Origin of the sequence: Spirosoma luteum DSM 19990 (assembly GCF_000374065.1) — a bacterium.
Taxonomy (GTDB): domain Bacteria; phylum Bacteroidota; class Bacteroidia; order Cytophagales; family Spirosomataceae; genus Spirosoma; species Spirosoma luteum.
Genome location: NZ_KB893268.1, coordinates 277840 through 289858, shown reverse-complemented (window position 1 = coordinate 289858; position 12019 = coordinate 277840). Strand labels below are relative to the sequence as shown.

Here is a 12019-nt window from a genome sequence, read left to right as displayed (position 1 = left end):
CCCGCCATACGTAATAAGACGTTTAGTTAAATTGTTACACCCGGTTGCGTTACGTAACGCAATAGCTCCTGCCGGGTGCTTTCTTCCTCAAATTTACCACCGTAGGACGATGTGATCGTGGAACTGTGGGTATCGCGAATACCCCGCGTCGATACGCACAAATGTTTGGCGTCGATGATTACGGCTACGTCGTCCGTCTCCAGTACACGTTTCAGCTCCCCGGCAATCTGCATGGTAAGCCGCTCCTGCACCTGAGGCCGCTTGCAGAAATACTCCACAATCCGATTAAGTTTAGATAGCCCTATCACCTTGCCACTGGATATGTACGCCACGTGTGCTTTACCAATGATAGGAACAAAATGGTGTTCGCAGTACGTCTGAACGGTGATGTCCTTTTCCACCAGCATTTCATTGTACCTGAACTTGTTGTCGAACAGCGTAGCTTTTGGTTTATTGGCCGGGTTCAACCCGCTAAATACCTCATTGACGTACATTTTGGCAACCCGCCGGGGTGACCCATTCAGGCTATCGTCCGTAAGATCAAGGCCCAGAATGGTCATTATCTCCCGAAAGTGTTCTTCAATCAGGTCAATTTTGAGCGCATCATCCATTGCAAAAGCATCGGCACGCATGGGCGTTTCAAGGGACGAAGCACCGTGGGCGTCACCCAGTTCATCCACCAGCTCGTCGTGGTAACCATTCAGCGCGTAGCTGTTTTTGTGGGTACCATTTAGCGGGGTTCCATTAGACTGGGTATTCGACGAAGTTCCGTTCAGTTTCATACAATCTGATTTTAAGGTCTAAGCCCTCGCTTAGTTTGTTGCGTAAAATGGTATAAATGACAATGGCAATGTTTTCGGCCGACGGATTCAGGTCGGCGAATTCGGTGGTGTCAAGGTTTAAGTTTTTGTGGTCGAACCGGTCGGTTATGTGTTCTTTTATCAGGTCCCCGAGGTACTTCATATCCATCACGTAACCCGTTTCGGGGTCAATAGGACCAGTTACCTGTACAATCAGATCGTAATTGTGACCATGAAAATTGGGGTTGTTGCATTTGCCATATACCCGCGTGTTCTTCTCATCCGACCAGTTTGGATTGTTCAGGCGGTGAGCCGCGTTGAAATGCTCTTTTCGGAACACCGCAACCCGGGGAGTATTGTCTGCCGGAGCAGTAGCCCTGTCAGCATCCACTGGGGAAATATCCATAATAAACTGAATCGAAATAGGGTTCGATCAACCTGTCGTTACAAAGTATGTGTACAACACAGGCAGACAGCAGAGCGAGTAGCCAGGACGCTCTTTCGTATGCGATTGTTCCTAGTAAACCAGCGAATTCGTTACTTTGTTCAACGTTTTACTAAAAACATTAAACAACATACAAAGTAATTCATCGTAATAACGTCCGCTTATCCGGTAATGTTCCCACCCATCTAAACCATTCAATGTGCGGAACCCGATGGACACAGTGCCCGTTTTGTCGCCATGAACCGCTTAAAAAAGATTATGCTTCTAACTATATTTATCCTTACCGGCCTGGTGGCAACTACGTTCCTGTTCATGCAGCAAAGTACCTTCGGGCGTGACCCTGCTGAAGTTCGCCTGGAGCGAATCAAACGCTCGCCCAATTACCGGGAGGGCGTATTTCAAAATCTGGAACCTACTGCCGTCATGAAGGAAAATGCGTCGTACATGGGTATGATGATGGATTTCTTCAACAAGGCGTCTGACAATATCCCCGAGCGACCCCTGCCTTCCATTAAAACAGACCTCAATGCGCTGCCCGATTCGGTTCCTTCGCTGGTGTGGTTTGGGCATTCTTCGTACCTGATCAAATCGAAAGGAGTCGTTATTTTAATGGACCCGGTTTTCAGTGGGAATGCCTCGCCCGTTTCTTTTTTCGGCAAATCATTTCCGGGAACGGATGTGTATGGCGTGGATGACATGCCCGCTATTGACATGCTGGTACTATCTCACGATCACTACGACCACCTTGATTACGAGACCATTACCAAACTTATCCCGAAGGTGAAGAAATTTTATACTGCCCTGGGGGTGGGGGCTCACCTGGAACGGTGGGGCGTACCCGCCGACCGGATTGTGGAATTCGACTGGTGGGAGAATAAGCCCGTCTCGACCGATATTGAGTTGACAGCCGTTCCGGCGCGGCACTTTTCGGGTCGTAGTTTCGCCCGTGGCAAAACCCTATGGACGGCTTTTGTGCTCAACCTGCATGGCTACCGGCTATACCTGGGTGGCGATTCGGGTTATGGCAAACACTTTCAGGAAATTGGCGATAAGTACGGTCCTTTTGACCTGGCCATGCTCGAATGTGGCCAGTATGGCAATGACTGGCCAAACATCCATATGTTTCCGGAAGAAGTAGCCACGGCCGCGCAGGATTTACGGGCAAAAACCATCCTGCCCGTTCACTGGGCTAAATTTTCGCTATCGATCCACGGCTGGAAGGAACCGGTTGAACGATTTACCAAACGGGCCACCGAACTGGAACTGGACGTAACTACGCCAATGATTGGCGAACCCGTAGTGCTGAACACAAACTACCCCCGGACCCTCTGGTGGAACTTCTGAACCGCTACAGATCCCTGCTGACGTATTCAATGAAAAAGGCTGCCTTGATGGCAGCCTTTTGGTTTTCAACCAATCGCTCAGGCATCCGATGAGCTGTTTGCAATAATAGCTACCCGATCTGCTATACCCTCCCACTGCTCTTCCTGAAGAAAATGCCGTGCTGGCAGGGTATAAATAGTATCTAATCCCGCTACCTCCTTAATTTCTTCTCCATATTCATTCAGGGAGAGGGCCGGATCGTTTGCGCCCCATATCGCCTGAACCGGATAAGGAACCTGTTGTACAGCACTATAGCATAACGCCCTGAATGCTTCCGAGTGGTCAAAATTTCGCATGATTTTCAGAAATGCTTTTCCATCATCACCACGTTTCAACAGATCAACATACGCATTGATTTCCTCTTTCGATATCCGGTCATCGCTTTCTACACCCATGGTATTGAACAGCAGCGGCCAGGTAAGGTGGGTAGTCAGGGCTAACTGAGCCTCCCCTACCAATGGTACTTCAAAAGGCCGCATGGGTAACGGTTTTTTGAAATTCACCACATCAATCCAGGTGTTCAGGATAGTCAGCGACAGCACTTTTTCTTTGTTTTCGGCGGCCATCGCGAACCCGATTGGGCCCCCAATGTCATGGATTAACAGGTGGTACCTGGTCAGCCCTAATGTTTCGGCAGCTCTGGCGCAGAACCGGGCAAAATTGGGGAAGGAGTAGTCAAAATCTTCCGGTCGATCAGATAGTCCAAGCCCGGGTAAGTCAATGGCAACTCCTCTAAGGCCTTTGCTGGCTAATTCGCGCAGCACTTTCCGGTATAAAAAGGAGGAGGTAGGTACACCATGTATACAGAAAACAGGCTCTCCGGTTCCCTGATCCAGCACAAAGGTTCGAATTCCGTCTACCTCAACAAATCGACCCGAAGACTGATGGTCGTCAATTATTTTTTCAACTGTGATGTCGTCAGCCATGGTTCTGTTAGTTGCTCATGAGTAATAACTGAAAGTCTTACCAGTCGATTAACTGCCCGGCAACACTAATCAGGGAGTGGCCAACAAGTTGAGGCTCGGGAGCCAGCAGATTCACGTGGTATTTTTCCCTAAGACTCCAAAACCAGTCCTGCACCTGACTCCACCATTCCATAGCTGTCTTTTTGATACGTAAGGCAATTTGCGTTCCCTGTTGATTGGCCCAAACACCCTATGGAACATATCTTAGTCGAGCTGGCCAAACAGCGTATTGAGGGATTCGGCCAGTGTAGGATGAGAAAATATGGCATCGCGCAGTTGCTGGTAGGGCACCTGACCCATCATGGCAATTTGCAGCATAGCCATCAGTTCGCCCCCTTCCATACCCAGTATGGCCGCCCCCAGTAGCTGTCCTGTTTGGGCATCTACCACCACCTTCATCAGGCCATTGGTCTGGCTGGTTTCAATAGCGCGGGCTACCCACGCCATGGGCATAGTTGCTACTTTAACGTTCAGCCCCTGCTCCTGCGCTTCCTTTTCCGAAAGCCCAATCCGGCCTAACTGAGGGTCTGTAAAAACGGTATACGGTACGGGTCGGCCGGTTATAGACGCCTGCCCACTGCCCAGCAGATTTTGCTTTATGATTCGAAAGTCGTCATATGAGATATGGGTAAAGGCAGGCCCGCCTTTCACATCGCCCAGTGCATAAACACCGGGCTGGCTTGTTTCCAGCTTTTCATTTACCTCTACATAGCCGTGTTTATCGGTTTTTATGCCCGCAGCATCCAGCTGAAGTGCCCCGGTATTAGGTGTCGTACCAATAGCCAGCAACAGATGTGAGCCTGTCACTGTCCTAGAATCGTTCCCGGACGTGATCGATAACTCAACGAGGCCGGACTCGTTCCGGCCTATATGGGAAACCTCCGTATTCAGCCGGATGTCAATCCCTTCTGCCATTAAGATATCCGCTAGTTCACCGGCTACATCCTTATCCTCCCGACTCAGTAACTGATCGCCACGTTCTATCAGGGTAACCTTACTGCCAAAGCGACTGAACATCTGCCCAAATTCCAGCCCAATGTAGCCACCACCCAGAATGAGCAGGTGCTCAGGCATCTCTTCCAGCTCCATCAGCGAGGTAGACGTTAGCCAGGGTACGGTATCCAGGCCATTGATCTCAGGTACACGGGGGCTGGTACCCGTATCAATAAAAATATGGTCGGCCGTGAGGGTCTGATTCCCTCCATCGTTCAGTGCTATGTTAATCTGATTAGGGCCGCCAAAGCGGGCTTCGCCCCGAATAAGCGTTAGATGCTCTGCCTTATCAACGCTCTTCTGGATACCTTCCCGAAACTGTTCAACGATCTTATCCTTGCGCTGCTTTACGGCGGGATAATCTACCTGAACAGCACCCGTAGTAATGCCGTACTCGGCCGAACGGCGGGCCTGATGAGCCACCTGGGCAGAAGCAATCAGTGATTTAGTGGGGGTACAGCCATAATTGATACAGCTTCCCCCCACATAATTACGCTCAACCAGGGCAGTTTTCCACCCTTTTTCAGAAAGGGCCAAAGCCAGCGGCTTGCCAGCTTGTCCCACACCAATAATCAGGGCGTCGAAGTGATCCGTTTTTTTGTCGTTCATATCAGAAATGAACAGTGCCCATGCCATTATGTTCACACTTGCGGTCCTGGAAACCCGGGCATCACCAAAATACCTTACCTGCTTAATAGCTACGTACTGTCGGTTGGCTATGGAGTTGGCCGGTAATAAATGGCTTCATCCGGGAAAGGCGTATGTTTTTTACGTTGAAACTGCGTTCTTTGAACAGAAAACACTTACTGTGCCGCGCATTCCTTATGCAAACCCCTACCCGACGCCAGTTTATTCGTACAGCCGCCCTGACGGGTGCGGCAACGTCCATTTTTCCGACGATTCTCACCAACGCAAAACCAGCCGATGCTAAAGTCAGGCTGGCCTTCATTGGCGTAGGGGGGCGGGGACGCAGTCACGTGCAGCAGGCCCTCTACCGGGATGATGTCGAGATAACTGCCATTTCCGACCCCGCTCCCGAAGCCATCAGCCGTACGATGGCCATGATTGAAAAAGCAGGCCGTAAAGCACCCGCTACATACGGCAAGGGGGATGAGGGCTTCCGGGAAATGCTCAAACGCGACGATATTGACGGTGTGGTGATTGCCACTCCCTGGGAATGGCATGTTCCGATGGCTGTTGCCACAATGGAAGCCGGAAAATATGCCGGGGTTGAAGTTTCGGCAACTGTGACGCTGAAGGAATCCTGGGACCTTGTCAATGCGTTCGAGAAAACGGGCTCGCCTTGTATGATTCTGGAAAACGTGTGCTACCGGCGCGATGTGCTGGCCGTTCTGAATATGATCCGAAAGGGCATGTTCGGCGAGATGACCTACGCCCACTGTGGTTATCAGCACGACCTGCGCAACATTAAATTTAACGATGGCAAATCCATTGGGGGCGTAGGCGCGGAGTTTGGGGCCAAAGGATATTCCGAAGCCCACTGGCGTACGCAGCACTCCGTTGACCGCAACGGCGATTTGTACCCGACGCACGGCCTGGGGCCCGTGGCCCACTGGCTCAATATTAACCGAGGCAACCGGTTCACGCACCTGACCAGCATGGCCACTAAAAGCCGGGGGCTGCACAAGTACGTAGTCGATAAGGGAGGAGCCGATCACCCCAATGCCAAAGTCAATTTCAAACTCGGCGACGTGGTTACGACTATGATTCAGTGCGCCAACGGCGAGAACATCGTGATCATCCACGATACCAACTCGCCCCGCCCCTACTCGCTTGGCTTCCGGGCGCAGGGTACGGAAGGTATCTGGATGGACGACAACGACATGATCTATCTGGAAGGCGTATCACCCAAGCCTCATAACTGGGAACCCTTTGCGCCGTATCAGGACAAGTATGACCACCCCCTTTGGAAACGCCACGTACAAACGGCCGAGAACGCCGGGCATGGTGGCATTGACTTCTTCGTTCTTCGGGCCTTTATCGAATCCATCAAGGCTAAAACGGCACCGCCCATCGACGTGTATGATGCTGCCGTCTGGAGTGCTATCAGCCCTTTATCGGAGGAAAGTATCGCCGGGGGTAGCAAGCCCATTGAAATTCCCGATTTCACGCGGGGCAAGTGGAAAACCAACAAACCTATTTTCGGGCTAACGGATAATTATTAACCGCTCGATGGGCGATTATTCTGGTTCTTTTCCTACTTTGTAAAATAATTTAAAATCTTTTCCTTTTACCTGCCTTTAACGATTTCCTAAACGAATGACTCCAGCTACTGCTTCTGCCAAAACCCAGAATTACGTTGGCCCACTGCTCATTATCGGTGCGCTTTTCTTTGTCTTTGGCTTCGTTACGTGGGTCAATAGTGTGTTGATTACTTTTTTCAAGCAGGCCTTTAGTTTGACCTCCTTCCAATCAACGCTGGTAGCGTTCGCGTTTTTTATTTCGTACACCATCATGGCCATCCCCTCATCGGCCGTGTTGAAACGAACGGGGTTCAAAAATGGGATGTCGATAGGTTTGGTGACGATGGCTATTGGTACACTTATTTTCGTACCGGCGGCTAAGTCAGTATCGTATCCACTGTTTCTGGTAGGGCTTTTCATTATCGGTATCGGGCTTACCGTGCTGCAAACGGCCTCCAACCCCTACGCCACCATTCTGGGCCCGCGCGAGAGTGCTGCCCAGCGCATTAGTTTCCTGGGTATTGCCAACAAACTCGCCGGCATTTGCAGTCAGTTTATTTTTGGCGGTCTGCTACTATCGGGCGCCAACGAAGTGATAAACGCGGCTTCGCTCGAAAAAGTCGTTACCCCTTATTTGATTCTGACCGGCATTTTAATTGTGCTGGCGGGGCTGATCCGCTTCTCCAACCTGCCGGAGGTATCGGAGGAGCAGGATGATGTACCAACCGATACTACGGCCATCCACACCAGTGTCTGGCAATTTCCAAACCTGGTGCTGGGCGTACTGGCCCTGTTCTGCTACGTGGGAGCCGAAGTCATCACCGGCGATTTGATTATTAGCTACGGCCACGCCATTGGCTTTACTAACGATGAGGCTAAAAACTTCACCACCTACACCTTAATTGGTCTGCTGGTAGGTTATATGCTGGGTATCATCATGATTCCCCGTTTTATTAGCCAGCAAAATGCCCTGCGCTACGGTATGATACTGGCCTTATTGCTCACCGTAGGGGCACTGGTAACGGATGGGTTTGCGTCTGTACTGTGCATTGCGCTGATGGGTTTTGCCATTTCGCCCACGTGGCCTGCCATCTGGCCACTAGCCTTAAACCGGCTCGGTAAATTCACCAAACTTGCCTCTGCCCTGTTGATTATGGGTATTTCAGGCGGTGCCCTGCTCCCACTGCTACACGGCTACCTGACGGACTCCGTTAGTCCCAAAGCGGCCTACGCGCTGCTGCTTCCCCTGTTCGGGTTCATCTTGTACTATGCCATTTCGGGGCACAAAAAAACGAGCTGGTGAGACGCTTCGGACTGGCGATTTTTCGAATAGCCGTTGCTGCTGGCCAAATCAACTGGCAGAAACACGTACTTATCAGGATGGCGGAACGACATGTTTTACAGAAGGATGTAATTCGTGTTTTGCTTTCCGGAGAAGTGATTCGAGAATACAGTAATGACAGACCTTTTCCAAGCATATTACTGTTGGGATGGATAGATGAACGACCTCTGCATGTAGTAGCAGCTTTCGACGATGAGACGACTACAGCCTTCATTATTACAGCGTACGAGCCATCGCCTGATATTTTTGAGTCAGACTATAAAACCAAACGAGTATGAACTCCTTACGTTGCCCAGTGTGCAATGGTTATAAAGAACCGGGTTTTACCACATTCACGGCTGACCTAGGTGAAAACCTTGTTGTGATCCGTAATGTGCCGGCTACCATTTGCAATCAGTGTGGTGAGGAATGGATTGACAACAAGATTGCTCAACAAATAGAAACGGTTGTTGAAGAAGCCCGCGCTAAGAAACACCAGATAGAAGTTCTGTCCTTTTAAAGATTAGTGGGTTACTGCTTTTTCTCTTCAGAAATGACAGTATGATAGCGATCAGGCATCCATTCTCTACACCACTTTAGCAGCCCGCTGGGCGGGGAACCACGACGTTAGAACGGTCACCACAATGGCCAGGAGACCCGTCAGGATAATATCCCGCGCATCCAGCCGAACCGGGTAGGCATCAATGATGGAACTGACGGTTCCCATCCGGATAAAGCCATACTGCTCCTGCGCCAGGCAAATCAGAACACCCAGGACCAGACCGGTAAATGCCCCTACCAGGGCAATAATAGCCCCCTCAGTCAGGAAAATCCGGCGCACCATCATTTTCGTGGCTCCCAGTGCGAACAGAATCTGGATATCGGCCTTCTTCTCGATAACCAGCATCGACAGGGAGAAGAAAATGTTGATACTCGCCACCAGAATGATAAACGAGAGCGTCAGGGCAACGAATAATTTTTCTATATAAATGGCCCGGTACAAATCGATATTCAGATCATCACGGCTTTTTACATCGAGTTTGGCTCCCGCCACCGCCTGTAAGGCCCGTTTGACAGTCTCTTCATTAGTACCGGGCAGGAGTTGAATCTCAAGACTCGTTACCTCATCTGGCTGGTATTCGAACAAAGTCCGGGCCACTGCTAGGGGCGACAGCACGAAATTATCGTACTTCGATTCGATGAAAAATATTCCCGACACGGTTAGGGATTCACGATTGAACGCATCGGGATTGAGTACACTGAAGGATTTACCGCTTTCCGGGTAGAGCACTTCCAGGGGCGTTAAAATATCGACCGGCGAAATAGACAGGTCGTTGCGAACACCATCGGCTACGATGGCGTAGTTAACGCCATCACGCTGGAGCAGTAACCGGCCTTCCAGCATGGCCGAATCCAGTTGCTGGCGCAACAGGTAATTATCATCTACCCCTTTGAGTTTAACGACCGTCTGCGCACGGTCGTAGCGAGCCAGGGCATTGTCCTGAGCAACTGATGTAATGAATTGTACACCACTTACTCGTTGCAGTCGACTCAGCAACGCGGGCGGAGCCATAAACCGTTTTCCCTGCCTGGGCGAAACGGTCATATCGGCTTCAAACGTCTTAAACATCTGCCGGTTCAGCTCTTCCATCCCATTGAAAACCGACAGCACAACTACCAGCGTCATAGTGCCCACGCCCACACCAAGCATGGACAGGATAGACAGCCAACTGATGAAACTGCGCTTTTTGCGGGAGAAAAAATACCGACGGGCAATCCAGACGGGAAGGTTCATAGGTAAAGAGCGAATGAGAGAAAGAGTGACAGAGTAATATTGAAAGACTATTCAGTGTTAGCCAGTTTACATCAGCGATTTTCGCTCATTCGCTCTTTCACTCTTTATTTTATTCTTCTTCTTCCGACTCGGGGGGAATTTCCAGGCCGGAGAAGAGTTTATCCATTTTGTCAGCGTAGTCGGCCGTATCGTCCAGGTAGAAGCTAACCTCGGGTACAATGCGCAGTTGATGCCGGACTCGCTCACCAAGGTGCTGCCGGAGCACTTTGCCCTTCTCCTGAATGCTCTCCAACAATAACTGCTTGTTTTTTGTCGCCAGAAAGCTCAGGTACACACGGGCCACACTCAGGTCGGGCGAAACGCGTACACTGGTAACGGTGATGAAAGCTCCGTTGAACAAATGCGGTACATCGCGCTGAAAAATCTCGCTTAAATCTCTCTGCAATTGCCGGGCAACTTTCTGCTGTCGTTTCGATTCCATAGCACTAAATAGGTAATGTATTTGCAAATATCCACCCATTTTTCCGTTCTGCCGAAATTGACTGTAAATTCGCCGTTAGTCAGTCGATTAGTTAGTGAGTCGATTAGTCAGTGGCTTACATACAGACTATTCGCCTTAGCTCCTAACTACCGGATCGACTGACTAACCGATTAACTCACCGACTGATTAACTGATTAACCTTGCTACGCTTTTTTCAATCGTATTTTCCTTACCAATATGTCAGCTTGCTGGGTTTGCTGCTACTTATTCGGCTACCCCTGCTGCTCCATTCCTTCCCGCTCCTGATCCCGGAGTTGAACTGGATGATTGTTGGTGAGCAGATTAGCCAGGGCAATTTACTGTACCGCGACATCTGGGATAGCGTAAGTCCTCTGTCGGCCCTGGTGTACTGGGGGATGGATGCGCTGTTTGGCCGGTCGCTGATTGCGCTGCACGGGGCGGCCACCCTGGTAGCCGTTTTTCAGGTCGTTTATTTCAATTACCTCATCAATACGCGGGATATTTTTCCGGAGCGGACCTTCTGGCCGGGCCTGATTTATATGCTGTTCATGCACCTTTCCTTCGACTGTATGACGCTCTCTCCGGTGCTGATGTCAACCTGTTTTCTACTGCTGGCATTTGGTACCCTCGTGCGGCAGATGGATCGGCGGGGGGCTACCGACGAAGTATTTGAAGTGGGTTTTTACATTGGCATTGCGGCACTTTTCTACCTGCCATCCGCCCTGTTTATCATCTGGGCAGTGCTGTCGCTGCTTTTTTATACGGGAGCTACCTTCCGGCAGTATTCGTTGTCGCTATTTGGTTTCCTGTTTCCCTTTGCCGCTACCATTCTTTTCTATTACCTGTTCGACGGCCTGGATGATTTTAACCGGAACCTGCTGGCAGCCGTTTTCCGGGTTCGTCAGTATTCCCTGTCCGATTTTCAGTCGCTGCTGGTTTCCCTGTTTATCCCGCTGGGCCTGGGCGTGCTGGGTTTCGTGAGCTTGTTCAACCGGGCGGGCCGGTATGTCAACTTCCAGCAGCGCGTTCAGCAGATTATGGCTATCTGGTTTGTGGTCGTCGTACTGACTATTGGGCTGATGCCTTTTCTGGCACCAATGATGTTCCTGAGTTTTGTCCCCCCCATGGCCTATTTCACCTATTTTTACTTCGAGGGAATTCGCCGGGCCTGGCTGGCCGAACTAACGTTCACCATTGCGTTTATGCTGATTTTACTGTTTTTTTATCAGGGCGCGCTGGGCCTCATTCCCGGCTCCGGACTGGGCCGACTGAGCAGCTTACAGGTACAGCCATCTCCCCTGCCCAACACCATCCGAAACCAGCGTATTCTGATTATTGGCGAAGACCTGAGTGCGTATCGGTACAACCGGCTGGCAACACCGTACCTCAACTGGGATTTGTCGAAGTATGACCTGAAAAATCTGGATAACTACGAATCGGTCATCAACATATTCGACCACTTCCGGAAAGACCCGCCCGATTATATTCTGGATCGTGAAAACGTGGTTGAGAAACTATTTCAACGCGCTCCGGCCCTGGCCAACCAGTATGAAAAGACGGCTATTACGGATGTTTACAAACGTAGATAGCCATTTGTAGTTCGCAGGTTGA

General features: G+C 50.5%; 13 protein-coding genes. 6 read left to right on the top strand and 7 right to left on the bottom strand.

The annotated features are described in order from the left end of the window. Positions 1–26 precede the first annotated feature (26 nt). Positions 27–782, bottom strand: a complete 756-nt coding sequence (folE, locus tag B156_RS0119325; protein WP_018621430.1) for a GTP cyclohydrolase I FolE — start codon at positions 780–782, stop codon at positions 27–29. Further along, complete coding sequence (locus B156_RS0119320; RefSeq protein ID WP_018621429.1) at positions 745–1206, bottom strand: 6-pyruvoyl trahydropterin synthase family protein; 462 nt, start codon at positions 1204–1206, stop codon at positions 745–747. Before B156_RS0119320 ends, folE begins: the two co-directional genes overlap by 38 nt. Positions 1207–1482: 276 nt before the next feature. On the opposite strand from B156_RS0119320, the gene B156_RS0119315 reads away from it, so the two are divergent. Continuing rightward, positions 1483–2589 (top strand): MBL fold metallo-hydrolase, encoded by a 1107-nt coding sequence (locus B156_RS0119315; RefSeq protein ID WP_018621428.1) that lies wholly within the window; start codon positions 1483–1485, stop codon positions 2587–2589. Between the two features lie 77 nt (positions 2590–2666). Here the strand turns inward: B156_RS0119315 and B156_RS0119305 are convergent, their stop codons facing one another. The 3 genes from B156_RS0119305 to B156_RS0119295 form a co-directional block, all read right to left on the bottom strand. Next, positions 2667–3554 carry an alpha/beta fold hydrolase gene (locus B156_RS0119305; protein ID WP_018621427.1) on the bottom strand — a complete coding sequence of 296 codons (888 nt, stop codon included), beginning with the start codon at positions 3552–3554 and terminating at the stop codon, positions 2667–2669. A gap of 37 nt (positions 3555–3591) precedes the next feature. Then, entirely contained in the window at positions 3592–3726 is a 135-nt protein-coding gene (locus B156_RS32420) for a hypothetical protein (protein WP_018621426.1), read from the bottom strand. Positions 3727–3797: 71 nt separating this feature from the next. Beyond that, on the bottom strand, positions 3798–5195 hold the full coding sequence (locus B156_RS0119295) for a mercuric reductase (RefSeq protein WP_018621425.1): 1398 nt from the start codon (positions 5193–5195) through the stop codon (positions 3798–3800). A gap of 215 nt (positions 5196–5410) precedes the next feature. On the opposite strand from B156_RS0119295, the gene B156_RS0119290 reads away from it, so the two are divergent. From B156_RS0119290 to B156_RS0119275, 4 genes are all read left to right on the top strand, one after another. Beyond that, positions 5411–6772: a Gfo/Idh/MocA family protein gene (locus B156_RS0119290; protein WP_018621424.1), complete on the top strand. Its 1362-nt coding sequence runs from the start codon at positions 5411–5413 to the stop codon at positions 6770–6772. A 94-nt stretch (positions 6773–6866) separates the two neighbouring features. Continuing rightward, entirely contained in the window at positions 6867–8093 is a 1227-nt protein-coding gene (locus B156_RS0119285; protein ID WP_018621423.1) for a sugar MFS transporter, read from the top strand. Then, positions 8090–8410, top strand: a complete 321-nt coding sequence (locus B156_RS0119280; protein WP_018621422.1) for a DUF4258 domain-containing protein — start codon at positions 8090–8092, stop codon at positions 8408–8410. The genes B156_RS0119285 and B156_RS0119280 overlap by 4 nt, the downstream gene beginning before the upstream one ends. Next, positions 8407–8631 carry a type II toxin-antitoxin system MqsA family antitoxin gene (locus tag B156_RS0119275; protein WP_018621421.1) on the top strand — a complete coding sequence of 75 codons (225 nt, stop codon included), beginning with the start codon at positions 8407–8409 and terminating at the stop codon, positions 8629–8631. The genes B156_RS0119280 and B156_RS0119275 overlap by 4 nt, the downstream gene beginning before the upstream one ends. Before the next feature lie 66 nt (positions 8632–8697). On the opposite strand, the gene B156_RS0119270 is transcribed toward B156_RS0119275, so the two are convergent. Together B156_RS0119270 and rbfA are read right to left on the bottom strand one after the other, a co-directional pair. After that, positions 8698–9906 (bottom strand): ABC transporter permease, encoded by a 1209-nt coding sequence (locus tag B156_RS0119270; protein WP_018621420.1) that lies wholly within the window; start codon positions 9904–9906, stop codon positions 8698–8700. Positions 9907–10015: 109 nt separating this feature from the next. Further along, on the bottom strand, positions 10016–10387 hold the full coding sequence (gene rbfA / locus B156_RS0119265; RefSeq protein ID WP_018621419.1) for a 30S ribosome-binding factor RbfA: 372 nt from the start codon (positions 10385–10387) through the stop codon (positions 10016–10018). A 200-nt stretch (positions 10388–10587) separates the two neighbouring features. On the opposite strand from rbfA, the gene B156_RS0119260 reads away from it, so the two are divergent. Next, positions 10588–11997: a hypothetical protein gene (locus B156_RS0119260; RefSeq protein WP_018621418.1), complete on the top strand. Its 1410-nt coding sequence runs from the start codon at positions 10588–10590 to the stop codon at positions 11995–11997. Positions 11998–12019: the final 22 nt, after the last annotated feature.